Source organism: Pseudomonas sp. WS 5532 (assembly GCF_012985445.1).
In the GTDB taxonomy this organism is placed as follows: domain Bacteria; phylum Pseudomonadota; class Gammaproteobacteria; order Pseudomonadales; family Pseudomonadaceae; genus Aquipseudomonas; species Aquipseudomonas edaphica.
In genome coordinates this window covers 126,264-146,239 of record NZ_JAAQWK010000007.1, presented here as the reverse complement: position 1 = coordinate 146,239, position 19,976 = coordinate 126,264, and the positions used below count along the sequence as shown (strand labels likewise).

Here is a 19,976-nt window from a genome sequence, read left to right as displayed (position 1 = left end):
TTTGCATTCAGTCCAGGCGTTCCGGGTAGGTGATCACCAAAAATGCCACCGCCTCGCTGTCCGCCGGGTTGCGGTAGCGGTGGGGCTGGTCGGCGTAGAACAGGATCGAGTCGCCGGTGGAGAGCAAGTAGCGCTCATCGTTGACGCTGACTTCCAGTACGCCCTGGGCCACCACCAGGTTTTCCTGAATGCCGGGGCCGTGACCGGCAGAAATTTCTTCGCCGAGCGCACGCAAGCGGATTTCGTAAAATTCCGATTGGCGGGCGGTATCAAAGGGAAACAACGCACGGCTGACGAATGCCCCGTCGGCACTTACCAGGCGTTTGCTTTGTCGCGCCGGCAACACCTCGACGCCTTCAAAGGCACGGTCCTCCAGAAAGGCCGCGACCGACACCTTCAAGCCTTTGGCGATTTTGCACAGCACCTTGATCGACGGCACGCTGCGGCCCGATTCGATCTGCGCCAGCATCGCCCGGCTCACGCCACACGCGCGTGCCAACCCGTCCAGCGAGAGGTGGCGCTTACTGCGCAAACGTTGCAGGTTCTGCGCCACGCACAGGCTGGTGTCGTCATCCTCAATCGCAGGTTTTGGCAGTGCTTGGGCTGATTCGGGCAGTACCTGTAAAAAATTCATCGGCGTTACGCCCGGCGCGTATCACTGGCGGTTGCGGTGTGGGCGGAGAACACCGCAAGCCCCGCGCGTGCCGCGTACATCGCCCACATCAGCTCGGCCGCGGCACGCGCCTGGCGGCGTTTACGGTGGAGGGTGAAGTCAATAACGCTGGCGGATGTTTGCATGGGGGAAATCTCGTGGGCGACTCAATGCCTCCACAGTAATGCGTGCTGGTTATTTCTTTAAATACTGAGTTTGCATGTGTTAATGCGATTTTGGACTTAGAAAATAATCCCGGTCCGATGCTGTTGTGGGAAGGGTCTGGTCCGTTAATTAAGCGTGACCTGGTGAGCCTGCCTGGCTTCCCATCACTGTTCGCGTGATGGCCCAGGCTTTGTCACGCCCCCGAATGCCAAGGATTTACCCCATGCTGTTGCGCCAACCCCCACTGCTGTTTGCCGCCCTGACCCTCAGTTCACTGGCGCACGCCGATACCCTGCAACTGGCCCCGGTCGAGGTCTCCAGCAGCGAAGCCAGCGCTGGCGAGGTGGCCCAGGCGCAGCTCAAGAGCGTGCCCGGTGGCACCAGTTTCATCGATATGAGCAGCGTGAAACGGGGGCGCGTCAGCACCAACGAAGACGTGTTCAAGTACCAGGCCGGCGTCTATGCCAAGGCGGCGAATAATGAAGGCGTGAAGTTGTCGATCCGCGGTTCCGGCCTGAACCGCAGCCCCGGCTCCCACGCCTCGGGCCTGTATGAAATGCTCGACGGTTTGCCGCTCACCGGCCCCGGCGGCACGCCCTATGAACTCAAGGACCCGCTGTGGCAAAGCCGCGTCGAGGTGCTGCGCGGCGCCAACGGTTTTGACCAGGGCGCCCTGGCCCTGGGTGGCTCGGTCAACTATGTCACGCACACCGGCTATGACGCGCCGAAGTTGCAGGTGCGCTATGAAGTGGGCAGTCGCGGTTATGCCCAACGCGAAATCAGCTCCGGCCAGGTGCTGGGCGACGCCGACTACTACATCAGCCTCACCGACTCCGAATCCGACGGCTACCAGCACCAGAGCGCCGGCACCGGCAAGGGCATTGCGGCCAACTTTGGCTACCGGTTCAACCCGGACCTGGAGACGCGCTTCTATTTTCGCTACCGCGAAACCACCAACGACAGCCCCGGCAAGCTGACGCGCTACCAGATCAGCCACGATCCAACCGCCGCCAACAGCCTCAACGCCGCCCGCGACTCGAAACGCCTGCAGCCGGGCTCGACCTGGATCGCCAACAAGACCACCTTGCAGCTCGATGACACTTCCCGCGTCGAGGTGGGGCTGGCCTATCACGACTACCCGATGGATTTGCGCGAAGGGCTCAACCGCCTGAAAGTCGCCTACACGGATGTCAGCGGCACCCTGAACTACATTCGCCAGGACAGTTGGTTCGGCCACGACAGCAAAACCACCATTGGCCTGCGCACCACCCAGGCGATGCCCAACAACGGTGCCTCGGAATATGTGCGCGTACCGTCGAGCAACCCCGCCACCTATTACGCCCCCGGCACCAAGACCCGCGACTACAGCTACCTGGGTTCCGACACGGTGTTGCATATCGGCAACGAGCTGGAACTGGTGCAAGACCTGTGGCTGACCACCGGCCTGGCTGCGATCTACACCCGCCGCGAAACCCAGGTCAGCTACCCGCAAGGGCAGGCGCCGCTCAGCCAGCATGATTGGGACTACGCGCCGCGCATTGGCCTGCGCTATGACTTCACCCCGCAGTTGCAGGTGTACGGCAACCTGAGTCGCTCGGTCGAACCGCCGCACGCGTGGTCGATGATTTGGGGCTCCAACAAGTATTTCACCGGCGGCCCGGCCAAGGGGCTGGCCCGCGAAGGCGTGAGCTTGCGCAATCAGACCGCCACTACCCTGGAGATAGGCGGGCGTGGTGAGCAATGGTTCGGCCAGTGGGATTTGGCGTTGTATCGCTCCGAAGTGCGTCACGAACTGCTCACAGTGGAGACCCAGGCGCAGACACAGACCAGCAGCGCCGTCGTCGCCGAAGCCAACGCCAGCCCCACCGTGCACCAGGGCGTGGAGTTGAGCCTGCTCAGCCCACTCTGGGACGGCGGTGGTAATGGCCAGTTGGCCTTGCGCCAGGCCTACACCTACAGCGATTTTCACTACCGTGACGACGACCGCTTCGGCGCCAACACCTTGCCGGGCATCCCCAAGCATTACTACCAGGCGCAAGTGCGCTACAGCCACCCGACTGGTTTCTACACCAGCCTCAACACCGAGCACGCTTCACGGGTGGCGGTGGATTACGCCAACTCTTACTACGCGGCGGCGTACACAACGCTGGGCGCCACTTTCGGCTATGACGCGCCGAAACAGGACTGGCAAGCCTGGGTTGATCTGCGCAACCTCACCAACCGGCGTTATGCCAATACCGTCACGCCGGGGTATGACGACAAGGGGTTGGATGTGGCCCGCTCCACACCGGCCGATGGGCGCGGTATCTATACCGGTGTGTCGTGGAACTGGCGCTAAGCCAATTTAACTGTCACCGAGGTCTAACTGTGGGAGCGAGCTTGTGTGGGGGGCTGGCTTGTGTGGGAGCTGGCTTGCCTGCGATGCAGGCGCCTCGGTCATTCAGTTGAACTGAGGCGATGCCATCGCAGGCAAGCCAGCTCCCACAAAAGCCAGCTCCCACACAGACCAGCATCCACACAGACCAGCATCCACTCAGACCAATTCCCACACAAGCCCGCCCACGGCATCCAGCCCACCCGAGTGGCCCTTGCCCCGCCACAGTTTTACTGGCATTGTTCGCTCAATTGGTAATCTTTCCCATTTGAGAAGTTTTTGCGCATGCATGACATTCCGGCCGCGCCGGGCGATTGCGCCCGTCAGCAGACCCTTACGGCGATGTACAGCGAGCACCATGGCTGGTTGCACGGCTGGCTGCGCAAAAAACTCGGGTGTTCCCAGTACGCTGCCGACCTGGCCCACGATGCGTTTATCCGCGTGTTGATGCTGGCCGATCCGCACACCATCAAGGAGCCTCGCGCCTTTCTCGCCACCACCGCCGGGCGCCTGTTGATCGATGGGGCGCGGCGCCGCCGGATCGAAAAGGCCTACCTGCAAGCCCTGCTGGTGCAGTGTGAAGACGCCGGCATGCCCGACCCGGCCGCGATCCATGTGGCGCTGCAAGCCCTGGAGCGCATCGCCGAGATGCTCGCCGGCCTGCCGGCGAAAACCCGTGAAGCCTTCCTGTTAAGCCGCCTGGACGGGCTCACCTACAGTGAGATCGCCACGCGTCTTGAGGTGTCACCCAGCACGGTCAAAAACTACCTGTCCACCGCGCTGGTGCATTGCTACCACAGCCTGTACGGGGCGGACCCGTTGCCGTGAACGCCGAGCAGATCATTCAACAAGCGGCGAATTGGCTGACGCGGCTGCACGATGAAGACGTCAGCGATGCCGAGCGCCACGCCTTCAATACCTGGTGTCAGGCCGACCCGCGCCATGCCGTGGCCATCGAGCGTATGCGCTCGCTCTGGGGTGGCTTCGATACGTTGCCCGCGCAACCGGCACGCATCGCCCTGAATCGCGCCTTTGCGCCCCAACGTTCGCGCAGGGTGCAGGCCTTGGGGGTGCTGGGCGTAGTGCTGTGCTGCTGGTTCGGTGTGCAGCACATGCCGGTGTGGACGGCCGACCAGCGCACCGGCATCGGCGAGCGCCGCCAGGTTGCTCTTGAGGACGGCAGCCAGTTGCAGCTCAACAGCAACTCGGCGGTGGACGTGAAATTCGACGGCCACCAGCGCGTGATCGAACTGCTGCAAGGCGAGCTGTGGGTTGACGTGGCCAAGGACGCGCAACGGCCGTTCGTGGTACGCACCGATCAAGGCACGGCCACGGCCTTGGGCACGCGTTATCTGGTCAAGCGCGCAGTGGACGGCAGCACCGTGGTCACGGTGATCGAGTCCACTGTGGCGGTCCAAGGTGACACGGGCGAGGGCGTCAAGGTCACGGCCGGGCAGCGCGCGATTCTTGATCATGGCCACGCGGGGCCTGCACAGGCCAGCGGCAGCGCCGACCCGGATGCCTGGACGCGTGGCCTGCTCAAGGTCAACGACCAACCGCTGAGTGAGGTGCTGCAAACCCTGGCCAGCTACCGCCACGGCTTGGTGCGCTTCGATGCCCAGGCGTTGAAAAACCTGCGTGTGTCCGGGGTGTTCAAACTCGACGACACGGCGGCGGCGCTCTCGGCGCTGGCCGATAACCTGCCGATTCGGGTGGAGTACTTCACCGACCTGATGGTGGTGGTCAAACCGCGCTAGATCAGCCTTCGTGCTGGCGCAGGCGCTTGTACAGGGTGTTGCGGCTTACGCCCAGTTCCCGCGCCAGGTGGGAGATGTTGCCGCCCGCTGCTTTCAAGCGTTGGCTCAGGTCGCTGTTGTCTTCCAGGCTTGGCTGGGTGGGCAAGGGCGCGGTCACGTTCAGGTCGACAAAGAAATCATCCGGCAGATGCTCCGGTCGCACCGGCTGCTCCTCGGCCATCGCCAGCGCCACCTGCAACACGCTGCTGACCTGGCGCAGGTTGCCCGGCCACGGGTGCTGCTCGAACAAGGCCAGCACTTCGGCACTCAGCCCGGCCCATTGGGTCGGCTCACGGTGCTGTTGCCACAGCTGCTGGAACAGTGCCTGCTTGTCGGTACGCTCGCGCAGGGGCGGCAGTTCCAGGGTCAGGCCACCGATGCGGTAGTACAAATCCTCACGAAAGCGCCCGGCCTGCACCCAGTCGCGCAGCACGCGGTTGGTGGCCGAGATGATGCGCAAGTCCACCGGGAACAGCTCGCTGCTGCCCACCGGCTGCACGCAACGCTCCTGCAACACCCGCAGCAAGCGGGCCTGGGTCGGCAAGGGCATGTCGCCAATTTCATCCAGAAACAGCGTGCCCTTATCCGCCTTGCGGATCAGGCCGATGCTGCCTTTCTGGTTGGCACCGGTAAAGGCGCCTTTTTCATAGCCAAACAGCTCGGACTCGACCAGTTCGGCGGGGATCGCTGCACAGTTCACCGCAATGAACGCCTGTTTGCTGCGCGAACTGGCCTGGTGCAGGGCTTTGACGAACACCTCTTTGCCAACGCCGGTCTCGCCGTGAATCAACAACGGAATGTCTTTTTCCAACAAGCGCTCAGCCTGGCGCACGGCCTTTTCTACGCGCACATCGCCAAAATGCAGGGTCTGGATGCTCATCGGCGCAGGTTTTGTGGGCTTGGGTTCAGCAAAGACCCGCGCCTGCACCGGCATCTTCTGCGGCCGCTTCAATAAACACTGGAACCGATTGCGGCCCGCGGCCTGTAACGAGAACGGCAAGCCCTCGGGTTGATTCAACAATTCCAGCAGCGAGACTTTAAACAAACTGTCGATCAGCACCCGCGACAAACTGATGCCCAGCAAGTTATCGGCGCGACGGTTGGCCGACAGCACCTGGCCGCTGTCATCAAAGATGATCAGGCCCGCCCACTGGCTGTCGAGGTTGTTCAGGCCGGTGTTGAAGGTCAGTTGGAAATGCTCGCCGCGAAACAGGTTGAGGATCAGCCGGTTCTCGACGGTCTGGCTCATCATCTTGACCATGCCAAGGGTGTGGGAGGGCGGCAGGTAGCTGTCGCTGGACACATCCAGTACCGCAATGATTTCGCGCTGGGCATCGAAAATCGGCGCCGCGGAGCCGGTCATGAAGCGGTTGGCCTTGAGAAAGTGTTCATCGTGCTCGATATGCACCGCCTGGGCACAGGCCAGCGCAGTGCCGATGGCGTTTGTGCCGCTTGAGCGCTCCCTCCAACTGGCGCCGGCACTGAAGCCGCGCGCCAGCTTCGGCTCGATAAAACGCTGGGTGCCCCACGAGGTCAGCACCTGGCCCTGGTTGTCGGCCAGCATGATCAGGCAGTTGGAATTGCTGAGGATGTTTTCGTAGTAGGGCAGCACTTCCTGATGGGTGGTCTGCACCAGTGAATGCTGGCTTTCGAGCAACTGGCTGATGCCTTCGGCGGGCAGTTGATCAAAGCTGGGGGTGCTCTGGTGGTCCAGGCCAAAGGCGCGGCAACGGCGCCAGGATTCCTGGATAAGGGTGTCGTGTGCGAGGGGTTCGGCCATGGGGGCGACCTTCTTTTATTTTTATTGTTATCAAGCCTTACGCCGTCCAACTGTGGGAGCAGGCAAGCCAGCTCCCACATTAAATCTGTGGCGCCCATCGATTGTTGTTCAGAACTGTTCAATGTCAACCCGCTTAATGTTCAGTTGTTCAGCGCTGGTTGTTCATTTGTGTTCATGCCTGAACATCCTGTTCAACCCATTTCCTTACAGATCAACCACCTGCCACTTCTGGCACGAAACTCGCTCTTACGAATGGCCAGAATCATTCCAATAATAAAAAGGGCGTGTCATGTCATTGACCCTGGAACATGTCTCCCGCGTTGTCGAAGGCCAGACCTGGATCGACGACGCCAACCTGCGTTTCGAAGCCGGTTCTTTCAACGTATTGCTCGGCCGCACGCTGTCCGGCAAGACCAGCCTGATGCGCCTGATGGCCGGGCTGGACAAGCCCGACAGCGGCCGCATCCTGATGAACGGCGTAGACGTCACCCACAAGCCGGTGCGCCTGCGCAACGTGTCGATGGTCTACCAGCAGTTCATCAATTACCCGACCATGACCGTGTTCGAAAACATCGCCTCGCCGTTGCGCCAGGCCGGTGTGTCCAACGAACTGATCCACAGCAAAGTGCTGGAAACCGCGCAGATGCTGCGCATCGAGAAGTTCCTGCAGCGCCACCCGCTGGAGCTTTCCGGCGGCCAGCAGCAACGCACGGCCATGGCCCGCGCCTTGGTCAAAGACGCCGAGCTGATCCTTTTCGATGAGCCGTTGGTAAACCTGGACTACAAACTGCGCGAAGAGCTGCGTCAGGAAATGCGCGAACTGTTCAAGGCGCGCCACACCATTGCCATCTACGCCACCACCGAACCCAATGAAGCCCTGGCCCTGGGTGGCACCACCACCATCCTGCACGAAGGCCGGGTGATCCAGAGCGGCAGGGCCGCCGAGGTGTATCACCAGCCCCAGACGGTGCTGGCCGCCGAGCTGTTTTCCGAGCCGCCGATCAACCTGATGCCGGGGCGTATCAGTGGCAATGAAGTGAGTTTTGCCAATGTCGTGCACTTCCCGTTGAACGTGGATCTGCGTCCCATCGGCGAAGGCGAGTTCCGGTTTGGCGTGCGCCCCAGCCATATCAGCCTGGTGCCGAGCAACGACGATGACCTGGAACTGGCGGTGACCGTGGAGGTGGCCGAGATCAGCGGTTCGGAAACCTTCCTGCACGTGCGCAGCGAGCATTTCCTGTTGGTGCTGCATTTACCGGGGGTGCATGAGTACGACGTCGACGCGCCGATTCGTGTGTACATCCCCACCCATAAACTCTTTGTGTTCGATGGCCAGGGGCGTTTGGTCCAGGCCCCCGGGCGCCGCGTCGCGAGGGTTGCCTGATGGCCGAGATCCATTTGCAGAACCTCGCGCACAGTTACAGCCCTACACCCAATGGCCCCGAGGACTACGCCATTCGGGCCATGAACCATGTGTGGGAGCAGGGCGGTGCCTACGCCTTGCTCGGGCCATCGGGCTGCGGCAAGTCGACATTGCTCAATATCATCTCCGGCTTGCTCAGCCCGTCCGAAGGCCAGGTGCTGTTTGACGCTAAAGTGGTCAACGAGCTGACCCCGGAGAAACGCAATATTGCCCAGGTGTTCCAGTTCCCGGTGGTGTACGACACCATGACGGTGTTCGACAACCTGGCGTTTCCCCTGCGAAACCAGGGCATGGCCGAAGCGAAAATTCACAGCAAGGTGCAGGAAATTGCCGAAGTCCTCGACCTGCAAGCCCTGCTGAGCAAAAAAGCCCGCAACCTCACCGCCGATGAAAAACAAAAAGTTTCCATGGGCCGTGGCCTGGTGCGCGATGACGTGTCGGCGATCCTGTTCGACGAACCGCTGACGGTGATCGACCCGCACCTCAAATGGAAATTGCGCCGCAAGCTCAAGCAGATTCATGAGCAGTTCAATATCACCATGGTCTACGTCACCCACGACCAGCTTGAGGCGTCGACCTTCGCTGACAAAATCGCGGTGATGTACGGCGGGCAGATCGTGCAGTTCGGCACGCCGCGTGAGCTGTTCGAGCGCCCCAGCCACACCTTTGTCGGCTATTTCATCGGCAGCCCCGGGATGAATCTGATCGAGGTGCAGGCCGAAGCCGGTGGCGTGCGCTTTGCCAGTACGTTGCTGCCGTTATCCGAGGCGTTGCAACAGCGCCTGCGCGAGACGGGCTACAAAAAGCTGCAGGTGGGTATCCGCCCGGAATTTATCCACGTGTGGGACGAGTACAACCCTGACGCGCTGCAGGCCGACGTCGTGCATGTGGAAGACCTCGGCACCTACAAGATCATGACCCTCAACCTCGACGGCGCGCCGTTGAAAGTACGCCTGGCCGAAGACAAACCGGTGCCGGAAGGCAAAGCCTCGATCAGTTTTCCCGCGCAGTGGTTGATGGTGTACGCCGACGATTACCTGCTGGAGGTGCAGCCATGAACAAGGTGCAGAACAACAAGGCCTGGTGGCTGGTGTTACCGGTGTTCCTGCTGGTGGCGTTCAGCGCGGTGATCCCGATGATGACCGTGGTCAACTATTCGGTGCAGGACATTTTCGACCAGTCCAGCCGCTATTTTGTCGGTGCCGACTGGTACAAACAGGTGCTGCTCGACCCGCGCCTGCATGACTCCTTGCTGCGCCAGTTCATCTACTCGGCCTGCGTGCTGTTGATCGAAATCCCGCTGGGCATCGCCATCGCCCTGACCATGCCGACCAAGGGCCGCTGGTCGTCACTGGTGTTGATCATCCTGGCGATTCCGCTGCTGATCCCGTGGAACGTGGTCGGCACCATCTGGCAGATTTTTGGCCGCGCCGACATTGGCCTGTTGGGTTCGACGCTCAACGCCATGGGCATCAACTACAACTATGCGGCCAACACCATGGACGCCTGGGTGACGGTGCTGGTGATGGACGTGTGGCACTGGACTTCGCTGGTGGCGCTGCTGTGTTACTCGGGGCTGCGTGCGATTCCGGACGTGTACTACCAGGCAGCGCGGATTGATCGCGCATCCGCTTGGGCGGTGTTCCGGCATATCCAATTGCCAAAGATGAAAAGCGTGCTGCTGATCGCGGTGATGTTGCGCTTTATGGACAGCTTCATGATCTACACCGAGCCTTTCGTGCTGACGGGCGGCGGGCCGGGTAACGCCACCACGTTCCTCAGTCAGACCTTGACCCAAATGGCCGTAGGCCAATTCGACCTGGGCCCGGCGGCGGCGTTTTCCCTGGTGTATTTCCTGATCATCCTGTTGGTGTCCTGGCTGTTCTACACCGCCATGACCCACTCCGACGCCAACCGCTGAGGCCGCCAACATGAGCAAGCGCAAGGTTATTCCGCTGCTGATCTACATCCTGTTTCTGCTGGTGCCGATCTACTGGCTGCTGAACATGTCATTCAAGAGCAACACCGAAATCCTCGGCGGGCTGACGCTGTTTCCGCAGGACTTTACCCTGGCCAACTACAAGGTGATCTTCACTGACCCGAGCTGGTACACCGGTTACCTCAACTCGCTGTACTACGTGAGCCTGAACACGGTGATCTCCCTGAGCGTGGCGCTGCCGGCGGCCTATGCGTTTTCGCGCTATCGGTTCTTGGGCGACAAGCACCTGTTCTTCTGGCTGCTGACCAACCGTATGGCGCCGCCGGCGGTGTTTTTGCTGCCGTTTTTCCAGCTGTATTCGTCCATCGGGCTGTTCGATACGCACATCGCCGTGGCGCTGGCGCATTGCCTGTTCAACGTGCCGTTGGCGGTGTGGATCCTGGAAGGCTTCATGTCCGGCGTGCCCAAGGAAATCGACGAAACCGCCTACATCGACGGCTACAGTTTTCCCAAGTTTTTCGTGAAGATTTTTATCCCGTTGATTGGCTCCGGTATCGGTGTGACGGCATTTTTCTGCTTCATGTTTTCCTGGGTCGAACTGCTGCTGGCGCGCACCTTGACCTCGGTTAACGCCAAGCCGATTGCGGCGGTGATGACGCGCACGGTCTCGGCCTCGGGCATTGATTGGGGCGTGCTGGCAGCGGCGGGGGTGTTGACCATTCTGCCGGGCATGCTGGTGATCTGGTTTGTTCGCAACCACGTGGCCAAGGGCTTTGCCCTGGGCCGGGTCTAGAGGGTTCGATGATGGAATGGATGGCCTGGACCACCCCCACCGCACTGTTCTTTGTGACGATTGGCCTGCTGCTGGCAGGCATGACCACCTGGGAACTGCGTTCGCCGAGTATTCCTCGGCGCGGTTTGTTGCCGATCAGCACCACCCGTGGTGATCGTTTGTTTATCGGTCTTCTCGGCAGCGCCTACCTGCATTTGCTGGTGATCGGCGTTACCGACTGGAGCATCTGGGTGGCGTCTGCGCTATCCCTGGTATGGCTGTTGAGTGTGATGCGTTGGGGCTAGTGCCCTTATGAACTAGTGCCCTTATGAATAAACCACCAGGAGGTCTCTATGTTGAATAAAAACAATAAGCTGCGACATAGCATTTCATTGGCCGCCGTACTGGCCTTGAGCGGTTTGAGCGCCACGGCCTGGGCCGATGCGTACGAAGATGCCGCGAAAAAATGGATCGGCAGCGAGTTTAAACCGTCCACCCTTACCGAAGCCCAGCAGCTCGAAGAGTTGAAGTGGTTTATCAAGGCGTCGGAACCGTTCCGTGGGATGAAGATCAACGTGGTGTCGGAAACCCTCACCACCCACGAGTACGAATCCAAGGTACTGGCCAAGGCCTTCAGCGAAATCACAGGTATCAAGCTGACCCACGACCTGCTGCAGGAAGGCGACGTGGTGGAGAAGCTGCAAACCCAGATGCAGTCCGACAAGAATATCTATGACGGCTGGGTGAACGATTCCGACTTGATCGGTACGCACTTTCGCTATGGCAAGACCGAATCCATCACCGACCTGATGGCCAACGAAGGCAAGGCCTTCACCTCGCCGACCCTGGATATCAAGGACTTTATCGGCATCTCGTTCACCACCGCGCCGGACGGCAAGATCTACCAGTTGCCCGACCAGCAGTTCGCCAACCTCTACTGGTTCCGCGCCGATTGGTTTGAGCGCGCGGACCTTAAAGCCAAGTTCAAGGAAAAATACGGCTACGAGCTGGGTGTGCCGGTGAACTGGTCAGCCTATGAAGACATCGCCAAGTTCTTCAGCGAAGACGTCAAGGAAATCGACGGCAAGCGCATCTATGGGCACATGGACTACGGCAAGAAAGACCCATCGTTGGGCTGGCGCTTCACCGATGCCTGGTTTTCCATGGCCGGCGGCGGCGACAAGGGCCTGCCCAACGGCTTGCCGGTGGACGAATGGGGCATTCGCGTGGAGGACTGCCACCCGGTGGGCTCCAGCGTGACCCGTGGCGGCGACACCAATGGCCCGGCCGCGGTGTTTGCCACGCAAAAGTACGTGGACTGGATGAAAGCCTACGCGCCTCCGGAAGCGGCGGGCATGACCTTCTCTGAATCCGGGCCGGTGCCGTCCCAGGGCAACATCGCCCAGCAGATCTTCTGGTACACCGCGTTTACGGCCGACATGACCAAGCCGGGCCTGCCGGTGGTGAATGCCGATGGCACGCCGAAATGGCGCATGGCGCCGTCGCCGGTCGGGCCGTATTGGGAAAAGGGCATGAAAAAGGGCTATCAGGACGTGGGTTCCTGGACCTTTCTCAAGTCCACGCCCGAGAAGCAAAAGCTTGCGGCGTGGCTGTACGCGCAGTTCGTCACCTCGAAAACCGTGTCACTGAAGAAAACCATCGTTGGCCTGACGCCGATTCGTGAGTCCGACATCAACTCCCAGGCCATGACCGACATGGCGCCGAAACTCGGCGGGCTGGTGGAGTTCTACCGCAGCCCGGCGCGGGTGGAGTGGACGCCGACCGGCACCAACGTGCCCGACTACCCACGCCTGGCGCAGTTGTGGTGGAGCAACATCGCCGCAGCGGCCAGCGGCGAGAAAACCCCGCAACAGGCGCTGGATAACCTGGCCAAGGAACAGGACGCGATCATGACGCGCCTGGAGCGTTCCAAGGTGCAGCCGGTGTGCGGCCCGAAAATGAACCCGGAGCGGGATGCGCAGTACTGGTTTGACCAGCCGGGCGCGCCGAAGCCCAAGCTGGCGAATGAGAAGCCCAAAGGGGAGACCGTGGCTTATGGTGATCTGTTGAAGCAGTGGGAGGCGGCGCGTAAGTAACCCAGAGGCCGAAACACTGTACCTGTGGCGAGGGAGCTTGCTCCCGCTGGCCTGCGTAGCAGGCCCATTTTTGGGGCCGCTGCGCAGCCCAGCGGGAGCAAGCTCCCTCGCCACAAGGGCAGGTAAACACTAGGTTAGGCGGCCTGCGGCTGAACCTGCAACTGCCCATCCACATCCTTGACCAGCTCACTGGCCAAAAACAGCGGCGCCAAGCGCTTGTGAAGTTGCGGCTCGACAAACTCCTTCACCGTCTCCAGCACCAATACGCCACTGAGCGGCAGCTCGGCCTTGGTGTATGACAGCCACGCCTTCTTCAACACCATCAACACATCGCTGCCCGCCGTAGAGGCAAAGCGGCGGTGCGTGGGTTTGCCGTCGAAGTTGAAGGTGTGCTGGAACGCGTAGCCGGTTTCGTCACCGTTGGCGGCGCTGCAGCGCACGCAGGTGCATGGGCCATCGCCGAATGCGCTGCGCAGGTAAGCGTTGAAGTCCACCACGGGCTTGAGTGACAGGCGCTTATCGACCTCGAACAGATCCCCAGTCATTTTATCGTCAGTGTTCAACGTCCATTTCCTCGCAGGTTGGCAGGTGTATTTCAAAGCGCGGCACAATAACAGCCACACGGCATTTTGGGGATGATTAGCATAACAATAGATCCCGATATTCTTTTCCAGTCTTAAAATTCGTCGCTAGTCTCTATCACCTTCTCGAAAACGCGGCAGATTCCCATGACTTTCAAGCGTTCCTCCCTGACCCTGTTGGCCGCGTCCCTGGCGGCCGCGAGCGCCTTGCTCAGCCCCGGCGCCCAGGCCGAAGGCAAGATCAGCATTGCCCAGCAATTCGGTATCGGCTACCTGATCCTCGACGTGGTGCGCGACCAGCACCTGATCGAAAAACATGGCAAGGAGCAGGGCCTGGATATCAAGGTGGAATGGAACAGCATTTCCGGCGCCACCGCCATGAATGAATCGCTGCTGGCCGGCGCCCTGGATGTGGTCTCGGCGGGTGTGCCGCCGATGCTCACCCTGTGGGACCGCACCAAGGGCAAGCAGAACGTCAAGGCCATCGCCTCCCTGGGTTCGATGCCCAATTACCTGCTGACCAATAACCCCAACGTGAAGACCCTGCAGGACTTCACCGAGAAAGACCGCATCGCTGTGCCGGCCGCCGGCGTGGGTTTCCAGTCGCGCACCTTGCAGATAGAGACGGCCAAGCTGTTCGGCGATGCCAATTTCAAGAAGTTCGACGACATCTCCATCAGCCTGGCCCACCCGGATGCCACGGCGGCGTTGATTGCCGGTGGTTCGGAGATCAATTCACACTTCTCCAGCCCGCCGTTTCAGTATCAGGAGTTGTTGAACCCTAACGTGCACAAGGTGCTCAGTTCCTACGACATTCTTGGCGGGCAGGCGTCGTTCAACGTGCTCTACACCACGCAGAAATTTCACGATGACAACCCCAAGACCTACAAGGCGTTTTATGACGCGCTGGCGGAGGCCGAGAAGATCATCAAGGCCGATAAACCTGCGGCCGCCAAGACGTATATTCGCGTAGAGGAATCCAAGCTGCCGCTGGACCTGGTGGAGAAAATCGTCCAGGACCCGGAAATCGACTTCACCATCGTGCCGCAGCGTACGTTTATCTATGCCCAAAAGCTGCAGGAATTGGGCGTGCTGAAGAACAAGGCGGCGAGCTGGAAGGATTACTTCTTTGAAGAAGCCCATGGTGGTGATGGCAGCTGATTTGTAATTGGGAGCCAATGTGGGAGCTGGCTTGCCTGCGATAGCATCAACTCGGTGTACCTGACACACCGAGGTGCCTGCATCGCAGGCAAGCCAGCTCCCACAGTGGATCGTTGTTGTCTATGTGTCAGCGGAAAAACTCACCCGGCGTAGACTCAAACTGCTGTCGAAACGCATTGATAAACGCCGACGTCGACTCATACCCACACCCCAGCGCCACATCCGTCACCCGCTCGCCTTGCTCCAGCGCGGGCAGGGCGCTGAGCAAGCGCAGGCGCTGACGCCAGGCGCGAAAGGTCAGCCCGGTATCACTCAAAAACAACCGGCTCAGGGTCTTTTCACTGACCCCAAGCTTGTGGCTCCAGTTACCCAGGGTGGTCTGCTGCTCCGGGTGCAGGTTCAGGCTGCGGTAAATCTGCCGCAGCCGTGGGTCATGGGGCAACGGCAGCATCAAATCCACCTGAGGCGCGGCCGCCAGTTGGTCGAGCACCACCTGGGCCAGCCGCCCGTCCGGGCCGTCCTCGGCATACTCCACCGGCAACTCGCTGAAACTGCGGATCAACTCGCGCAACAAACTGCTCACCTCCAGCACCTGGCAACGCTCGGCCGCCCAGGCGGTGACGCTGCAATCGAGGTACAGGCTGCGCATTTCCGTGTGCGGTGAGCTGAACACCCGGTGCGGTACGCCCGCAGGAATCCACACGGCGCGCTGGGGCGGGGCGACGAAACGGCCGACACTGGTCTGGATCTCCAGCACCCCCGAAATCGCATACGACAACTGCACCCACGGGTGGCTGTGCCGGCGGGTCAGTGCGCGGTTGGGCAGCGATTCGGTGCGGCCATACACCGGGCGTGGCAGGCTGGAAAGCCCGGGCACACTGCGTCGGACCGTCTTGTCATGTCCTTTAGGCGGCATTTACTGGCTCATTGGCGTTAGTCGGTAACAGGCCGTTAAGTTAGAGTCGCAGCGATGCTCTTGGCAACCCCTGGAAGATTTGCTTATGACCCGCCCGCGTTTTCTACCTGACAACTTCACCCTGACCCTGATCGCCACGGTGATCCTTGCGTCACTGCTGCCGGCCAGCGGCCAGACCGCCGTGGCCTTCGGCTGGGTGACGAACCTGGCCATTGCGCTGCTGTTTTTCCTGCACGGCGCCAAGCTGTCACGCCAGGCCATCGTTGCCGGTGCCGGGCATTGGCGCCTGCATTTGCTGGTGTTCAGCCTGACTTTTGTGCTGTTCCCATTGTTGGGCCTGGCGCTCAAGCCGCTGCTGTCGCCGCTGATCGGCAACGACCTGTACATGGGCATGCTGTATCTGTGTGCGCTGCCGGCCACGGTGCAATCGGCGATTGCCTTCACCTCGCTGGCCCGCGGCAACATCCCGGCAGCCATCTGCAGCGCGGCGGCCTCCAGCCTGTTCGGCATCTTCCTGACGCCGTTGCTGGTGACCTTGCTGCTTAACGTACACGGCGATGGCGGCTCCACGGTCGACGCCATCCTGAAAATCAGCGTGCAGCTGTTGCTGCCTTTTGTGGCCGGGCAGATCGCCCGGCGCTGGATTGGCGAGTGGGTGGGGCGTAACAAGTCCTGGCTGAAGTTCGTCGACCAGGGCTCGATTCTGCTGGTGGTGTATGGCGCGTTCAGCGAAGCGGTCAACGAAGGCATCTGGCACCAGATCCCGTTGTGGGAGCTGGGCGGTCTGGTCGTCGCCTGCTGCGTGTTGCTGGGCTTGGTGCTGGTGGCCTCCGCCGTGTTGGGCAAGGCATTTGGGTTTAACCAGGAAGACCGCATCACCATCTTGTTCTGTGGCTCGAAGAAAAGCCTGGCCACCGGTGTACCGATGGCCCAGGTGCTGTTCGCCGGGGCGACCATGGGCGTGCTGATCTTGCCGTTGATGCTGTTTCACCAGATCCAGTTGATGGTCTGCGCGGCGCTGGCGCAGCGTTATGCCAAGCGCCCGGAAAGCATCTCCGAGATGATGGGCCAGGTCGATCCGTGATCCAGCGCACACCTTGGCAAGATTGACCTCAAGTTAACGCTCGAGCAGACGACTTCCTTATTGAGAGCCCAATAAGGAGTGTCGGCATGAACGTTAAAGGTATTTCGGTATTAACCGGCCTGTTTTGCCTATGGGCGGGAGCCTGTGGTGCCGCGCAGACCATAGGGCAGGGCACCATTCAATTTCGCGGCGCCATCGTCGAACCCGGCTGTGCGACAAATGCGCGCAGTGGCGCGGTGATGGAGTTGACCGGGTGCGCCAGTTCCAATCGTGGTAGTCGCTTCGAGGTGCGCAATATTGCGCCAGTGGCCAGCGTCAACGCCGCCCATGTAAAGCTGGTGGCAGACAGCGGCGATGGGCGTTATTACAACCAGAGTTACTTGCTGGTGGATGCCGCCGGCAAGGCGATCCAGTCGGGCAACTACGTGATTACCATGACCTCGCCCTAAGCCTTCGGGCGACGATCCGCGTCAACAGCGGGCCAAGAAACCTATAGAATGCCCGGCGGCGGCGCTGTTCTGCGCGGCCGTCGGATCATCGCCAGAGTATCTCGCCCGCCAATGAGCATTTCAGCCGCAACGCCCCAAGCCAATTGGCAACCGGTCATCGCCTTGGCGCTGGCCGCCTTTGTGTTCAATACCACCGAATTCGTGCCCGTGGGCCTGCTCAGCGCCATCGGTGCGAGCTTCGACATGCCCATCGCCAACGTCGGCCTGATGCTCACCATCTATGCCTGGATCGTCTCGTTGACCTCGCTGCCGGTAATGCTGCTGACGCGCAACGTCGAGCGGCGAAAATTGCTGATCGTGCTGTTCGGCCTGTTTATCGCCAGCCATATCCTCTCCAGCGTCGCCAACAGTTTTGGCCTGCTGATGGTCAGTCGCATCGGCATTGCGTTGTCCCACGCGCTGTTCTGGTCAATTACCGCGTCCCTGGCCGTGCGCCTGGCGCCGGAAGGCAAGCAGGTGCAAGCCCTTGGGTTGTTGGCTACTGGCACCTCTTTGGCGATGGTGTTGGGCATTCCCCTGGGCCGTCTGCTCGGTGAAGCCATGGGCTGGCGCACCACCTTCCTGGTGATCGCCGCGTTCGCTGGCGCCCTGGTGTTCTGGCTGGCGCGCACCTTGCCGCCGCTGCCGAGCCAGAACTCCGGCTCGCTGCGCAGCCTGCCGTTGCTGTTCAAACGCCCAGCACTGGTGGCGCTGTACGTGCTCACCGCCATGACCGTCACCGCGCAATTCACCGCCTACAGCTACATCGAACCCTTCGTCGAAGGCGTGGCCGGTTTGGGCGGTGGCGCCGTAACCCTGATTTTGCTGGTGTTCGGCGGCGCGGGCATCATCGGCTCGCTGCTGTTCAGCCTGGTGCACCGTTTCAACCCGCATATTTTCGTGGTCAGCGCAGTGTTCCTGCTCGCGGCCTGCTTGACCCTGATGCTGCCCTTGAGCGGCGCCGAGTCGTACCTGGTGATACTGAGCATTTTCTGGGGCATGGCCATCATGGGCTTCGGCCTCGCCATGCAATCGAAGGTGCTGGTGCTGGCCCCCGACGCCACCGACGTGGCCATGGCAATGTTCTCCGGCATCTACAACATCGGCATCGGCGGCGGCGCCCTGATGGGCAGTTGGGTCGGCAGCCACTTCGGCTTCGCCTGGATCGGCGTGGCGGGCGGGGCGTTGGCAGCGGTGGCGTTGATCGGGTATTGCCTGGCGATTCGCAAGTTTGGGACGGGTGTGGTGCGTAGCTGAGGAGTAACGATTGATGATCAAACCTGCTGTTTTCGCGATGCTTGCCAGCGTGTCTGCGCTGTTGCTCAGCCCTTCGAGCGTTGCCGCCAGCTTCGACTGTGGCAAGGCCAAAGCGCCTGACGAAATTGCGATTTGCAAGAACGTCAGCCTCAACGACCAGGACGTGACCATGGCGTTGCTCTACGACCTGAACAAGCACTTCATGGCCATGGGCGGGCGCGGGTCATTGATGGACGGGCAGGCCGAATGGCTCAAACAGCGGCATGCCTGCGGGGCGAAAGTCAGTTGCCTGAGCGCTGCTTATACGCAGCGGATTGGCCTGTTGCGCGGGTTCATTGATGAGCGGGTGATGACGAAAGGGCCGTTTTGAGCCAGCAATCCTAGGCAAAAAAGCAACCTGTGGGAGCTGGCTTGTTGTGGCGAGCAGGCTTTTCTGTGGGAGCTGGCTTGCCTGCGATAGCGATCTGTCAGCCACCACCGCTATCGCAGGCAAGCCAGCTCCCACATTTGACCGCATGCGGTTTTAGTACCTTACAGCGCAGCCAGCACCGCCTCGAGCTTCTCCTGATCCCGCGCAAACTGGCGAATGCCTTCGGCCAGCTTCTCGGTGGCCATCGCATCTTCATTCGACGCCCAACGGAATTGCGCTTCGGTCAATGGCTGACGCGCTTCGCCTTCTACGCCCGGCGCCAATTTGCGTTGCAGCACGCCGTTATCGTCAGCCAGTTTTTGCAGCAGGTCAGGGCTGATGGTCAGGCGGTCGCAACCGGCCAGCTCTTCGATCTGGCTCAAGGTGCGGAAGCTGGCGCCCATCACCACGGTGTCGATTTTATTGGCCTTGTAGTAGTTGTAGATACGCGTCACCGACTGCACGCCCGGGTCTTCGGCACCTGTGTAGTCCAGGCCGGTGTTTTTGCGATACCAGTCGTAGATGCGGCCCACGAACGGCGAGATCAAAAACACCCCGGCATCCGCGCAGGCCTGGGCCTGGGCGAAGGAAAACAGCAGGGTGAGGTTGGTCTGGATGCCGGCTTTTTCCAGGCGCTCGGCGGTGCGGATGCCTTCCCAGGTGGAGGCCAGTTTGATCAGCACGCGGTCGCGGCCGACACCGGCCTGGTCATACAGGGCGATCAGCTGGTTGGCCTTGGCCCACAGCGCGTCTTCGTCGAACGACAAACGCGCGTCGACTTCAGTGGAAATACGCCCCGGAATCACCTTGAGAATGCCCGCGCCCACCGACACCGCGAAGTGGTCGCAGGCCAGGCCCACATTGCCTTTGGACAGGCTCACGGCATTGCGCAGCAGCTCGGCGTATTCCGGGATGGCGGCGGCCTTGAGCAGCAGCGACGGGTTGGTGGTGGCATCCACCGGGCGCAGGCGGCTGATGGCTTCCAGGTCGCCAGTGTCGCAGACCACGGTGGTGAATTGCTTGAGTTGTTCGAGCTTGGACGTCATGAGTGGCGGTCCCCAGGAAAAGAGTGAAGGTAGCTGT

Annotated in this window: 20 protein-coding genes; 14 read left to right on the top strand and 6 right to left on the bottom strand. The window is 60.9% G+C overall.

Annotated elements, in window-relative coordinates; translation table 11 throughout:
• Window positions 1-7 precede the first annotated feature (7 nt).
• Both HBO23_RS14300 and HBO23_RS14295 read right to left on the bottom strand, forming a co-directional pair.
• Window positions 8-634: an XRE family transcriptional regulator gene (locus HBO23_RS14300; RefSeq protein WP_236447651.1), complete on the bottom strand. Its 627-nt coding sequence runs from the start codon at window positions 632-634 to the stop codon at window positions 8-10.
• A gap of 5 nt (window positions 635-639) precedes the next feature.
• Complete coding sequence (locus HBO23_RS14295) at window positions 640-798, bottom strand: hypothetical protein (protein ID WP_017137721.1); 159 nt, start codon at window positions 796-798, stop codon at window positions 640-642.
• Between the two features lie 242 nt (window positions 799-1,040).
• On the opposite strand from HBO23_RS14295, the gene HBO23_RS14290 reads away from it, so the two are divergent.
• From HBO23_RS14290 to HBO23_RS14280, 3 genes are all read left to right on the top strand, one after another.
• Entirely contained in the window at window positions 1,041-3,155 is a 2,115-nt protein-coding gene (locus HBO23_RS14290) for a TonB-dependent receptor (protein ID WP_170038605.1), read from the top strand.
• Between the two features lie 321 nt (window positions 3,156-3,476).
• The gene (locus tag HBO23_RS14285) at window positions 3,477-4,019 is read left to right on the top strand and encodes a sigma-70 family RNA polymerase sigma factor (protein WP_017137723.1); all 543 of its coding nucleotides are present in this window, start codon (window positions 3,477-3,479) and stop codon (window positions 4,017-4,019) included.
• Window positions 4,016-4,948 (top strand): FecR family protein, encoded by a 933-nt coding sequence (locus HBO23_RS14280; protein WP_170038603.1) that lies wholly within the window; start codon window positions 4,016-4,018, stop codon window positions 4,946-4,948. The genes HBO23_RS14285 and HBO23_RS14280 overlap by 4 nt, the downstream gene beginning before the upstream one ends.
• Before the next feature lies 1 nt (window position 4,949).
• On the opposite strand, the gene HBO23_RS14275 is transcribed toward HBO23_RS14280, so the two are convergent.
• Window positions 4,950-6,767: a sigma-54-dependent Fis family transcriptional regulator gene (locus HBO23_RS14275; protein WP_170038601.1), complete on the bottom strand. Its 1,818-nt coding sequence runs from the start codon at window positions 6,765-6,767 to the stop codon at window positions 4,950-4,952.
• A gap of 289 nt (window positions 6,768-7,056) precedes the next feature.
• On the opposite strand from HBO23_RS14275, the gene HBO23_RS14270 reads away from it, so the two are divergent.
• Genes HBO23_RS14270 through HBO23_RS14245 form a run of 6 tightly spaced genes read left to right on the top strand, consistent with a single transcriptional unit; the run spans window position 7,057 to window position 12,997 of the window.
• Window positions 7,057-8,151, top strand: coding sequence for an ABC transporter ATP-binding protein (locus HBO23_RS14270; RefSeq protein WP_017137726.1), 1,095 nt, complete (start codon window positions 7,057-7,059; stop codon window positions 8,149-8,151).
• Window positions 8,151-9,248, top strand: a complete 1,098-nt coding sequence (locus HBO23_RS14265; RefSeq protein ID WP_138451761.1) for an ABC transporter ATP-binding protein — start codon at window positions 8,151-8,153, stop codon at window positions 9,246-9,248. The genes HBO23_RS14270 and HBO23_RS14265 overlap by 1 nt, the downstream gene beginning before the upstream one ends.
• Window positions 9,245-10,111, top strand: coding sequence for a sugar ABC transporter permease (locus HBO23_RS14260; protein WP_017137728.1), 867 nt, complete (start codon window positions 9,245-9,247; stop codon window positions 10,109-10,111). The genes HBO23_RS14265 and HBO23_RS14260 overlap by 4 nt, the downstream gene beginning before the upstream one ends.
• Before the next feature lie 10 nt (window positions 10,112-10,121).
• Entirely contained in the window at window positions 10,122-10,922 is an 801-nt protein-coding gene (locus HBO23_RS14255; RefSeq protein WP_003174634.1) for a carbohydrate ABC transporter permease, read from the top strand.
• A gap of 11 nt (window positions 10,923-10,933) precedes the next feature.
• Window positions 10,934-11,206 carry a DUF2160 domain-containing protein gene (locus tag HBO23_RS14250; RefSeq protein WP_026013758.1) on the top strand — a complete coding sequence of 91 codons (273 nt, stop codon included), beginning with the start codon at window positions 10,934-10,936 and terminating at the stop codon, window positions 11,204-11,206.
• Between the two features lie 48 nt (window positions 11,207-11,254).
• Complete coding sequence (locus HBO23_RS14245; RefSeq protein WP_017137730.1) at window positions 11,255-12,997, top strand: ABC transporter substrate-binding protein; 1,743 nt, start codon at window positions 11,255-11,257, stop codon at window positions 12,995-12,997.
• A gap of 134 nt (window positions 12,998-13,131) precedes the next feature.
• Here HBO23_RS14245 and HBO23_RS14240 read toward each other — a convergent pair whose 3' ends face one another.
• Window positions 13,132-13,560: a hypothetical protein gene (locus HBO23_RS14240; protein WP_017137731.1), complete on the bottom strand. Its 429-nt coding sequence runs from the start codon at window positions 13,558-13,560 to the stop codon at window positions 13,132-13,134.
• 165 nt (window positions 13,561-13,725) lie between these two features.
• Here HBO23_RS14240 and HBO23_RS14235 point away from each other — a divergent pair, with 165 nt between their 5' ends.
• On the top strand, window positions 13,726-14,739 hold the full coding sequence (locus HBO23_RS14235) for an ABC transporter substrate-binding protein (RefSeq protein ID WP_099488667.1): 1,014 nt from the start codon (window positions 13,726-13,728) through the stop codon (window positions 14,737-14,739).
• A 127-nt stretch (window positions 14,740-14,866) separates the two neighbouring features.
• Here HBO23_RS14235 and HBO23_RS14230 read toward each other — a convergent pair whose 3' ends face one another.
• The gene (locus HBO23_RS14230) at window positions 14,867-15,655 is read right to left on the bottom strand and encodes a helix-turn-helix transcriptional regulator (protein WP_170038599.1); all 789 of its coding nucleotides are present in this window, start codon (window positions 15,653-15,655) and stop codon (window positions 14,867-14,869) included.
• A gap of 85 nt (window positions 15,656-15,740) precedes the next feature.
• Between HBO23_RS14230 and HBO23_RS14225 the strand changes: the two genes are divergently transcribed.
• The 4 genes from HBO23_RS14225 to HBO23_RS14210 all read left to right on the top strand — a co-directional run bounded on the left by HBO23_RS14225 (window position 15,741) and on the right by HBO23_RS14210 (window position 18,854).
• On the top strand, window positions 15,741-16,739 hold the full coding sequence (locus HBO23_RS14225; protein ID WP_138453533.1) for a bile acid:sodium symporter family protein: 999 nt from the start codon (window positions 15,741-15,743) through the stop codon (window positions 16,737-16,739).
• Window positions 16,740-16,825: 86 nt separating this feature from the next.
• The gene (locus tag HBO23_RS14220) at window positions 16,826-17,188 is read left to right on the top strand and encodes a hypothetical protein (RefSeq protein WP_017137735.1); all 363 of its coding nucleotides are present in this window, start codon (window positions 16,826-16,828) and stop codon (window positions 17,186-17,188) included.
• A 111-nt stretch (window positions 17,189-17,299) separates the two neighbouring features.
• Complete coding sequence (locus tag HBO23_RS14215; RefSeq protein WP_170038597.1) at window positions 17,300-18,484, top strand: sugar transporter; 1,185 nt, start codon at window positions 17,300-17,302, stop codon at window positions 18,482-18,484.
• A gap of 13 nt (window positions 18,485-18,497) precedes the next feature.
• Window positions 18,498-18,854, top strand: coding sequence for a hypothetical protein (locus HBO23_RS14210; protein ID WP_170038595.1), 357 nt, complete (start codon window positions 18,498-18,500; stop codon window positions 18,852-18,854).
• Between the two features lie 161 nt (window positions 18,855-19,015).
• Here HBO23_RS14210 and tal read toward each other — a convergent pair whose 3' ends face one another.
• On the bottom strand, window positions 19,016-19,939 hold the full coding sequence (tal, locus tag HBO23_RS14205; RefSeq protein WP_170038593.1) for a transaldolase: 924 nt from the start codon (window positions 19,937-19,939) through the stop codon (window positions 19,016-19,018).
• Window positions 19,940-19,976: the final 37 nt, after the last annotated feature.

What these genes read in the sequence shown, in the direction of transcription:
- HBO23_RS14285 (WP_017137723.1), top strand. Translation starts at nt 3,477, where the DNA reads ATGCATGACATTCCGGCCGCGCCGGGCGATTGCGCCCGTCAGCAGACC.
- HBO23_RS14235 (WP_099488667.1), top strand. Translation starts at nt 13,726, where the DNA reads ATGACTTTCAAGCGTTCCTCCCTGACCCTGTTGGCCGCGTCCCTGGCG.
- tal (WP_170038593.1), bottom strand. Translation starts at nt 19,939, where the DNA reads ATGACGTCCAAGCTCGAACAACTCAAGCAATTCACCACCGTGGTCTGC.
- HBO23_RS14270 (WP_017137726.1), top strand. Translation starts at nt 7,057, where the DNA reads ATGTCATTGACCCTGGAACATGTCTCCCGCGTTGTCGAAGGCCAGACC.
- HBO23_RS14215 (WP_170038597.1), top strand. Translation starts at nt 17,300, where the DNA reads ATGAGCATTTCAGCCGCAACGCCCCAAGCCAATTGGCAACCGGTCATC.
- HBO23_RS14220 (WP_017137735.1), top strand. Translation starts at nt 16,826, where the DNA reads ATGAACGTTAAAGGTATTTCGGTATTAACCGGCCTGTTTTGCCTATGG.
- HBO23_RS14255 (WP_003174634.1), top strand. Translation starts at nt 10,122, where the DNA reads ATGAGCAAGCGCAAGGTTATTCCGCTGCTGATCTACATCCTGTTTCTG.
- HBO23_RS14245 (WP_017137730.1), top strand. Translation starts at nt 11,255, where the DNA reads ATGTTGAATAAAAACAATAAGCTGCGACATAGCATTTCATTGGCCGCC.
- HBO23_RS14300 (WP_236447651.1), bottom strand. Translation starts at nt 634, where the DNA reads ATGAATTTTTTACAGGTACTGCCCGAATCAGCCCAAGCACTGCCAAAA.
- HBO23_RS14210 (WP_170038595.1), top strand. Translation starts at nt 18,498, where the DNA reads ATGATCAAACCTGCTGTTTTCGCGATGCTTGCCAGCGTGTCTGCGCTG.
- HBO23_RS14290 (WP_170038605.1), top strand. Translation starts at nt 1,041, where the DNA reads ATGCTGTTGCGCCAACCCCCACTGCTGTTTGCCGCCCTGACCCTCAGT.
- HBO23_RS14225 (WP_138453533.1), top strand. Translation starts at nt 15,741, where the DNA reads ATGACCCGCCCGCGTTTTCTACCTGACAACTTCACCCTGACCCTGATC.
- HBO23_RS14275 (WP_170038601.1), bottom strand. Translation starts at nt 6,767, where the DNA reads ATGGCCGAACCCCTCGCACACGACACCCTTATCCAGGAATCCTGGCGC.
- HBO23_RS14260 (WP_017137728.1), top strand. Translation starts at nt 9,245, where the DNA reads ATGAACAAGGTGCAGAACAACAAGGCCTGGTGGCTGGTGTTACCGGTG.
- HBO23_RS14295 (WP_017137721.1), bottom strand. Translation starts at nt 798, where the DNA reads ATGCAAACATCCGCCAGCGTTATTGACTTCACCCTCCACCGTAAACGC.
- HBO23_RS14230 (WP_170038599.1), bottom strand. Translation starts at nt 15,655, where the DNA reads ATGCCGCCTAAAGGACATGACAAGACGGTCCGACGCAGTGTGCCCGGG.
- HBO23_RS14265 (WP_138451761.1), top strand. Translation starts at nt 8,151, where the DNA reads ATGGCCGAGATCCATTTGCAGAACCTCGCGCACAGTTACAGCCCTACA.
- HBO23_RS14250 (WP_026013758.1), top strand. Translation starts at nt 10,934, where the DNA reads ATGGAATGGATGGCCTGGACCACCCCCACCGCACTGTTCTTTGTGACG.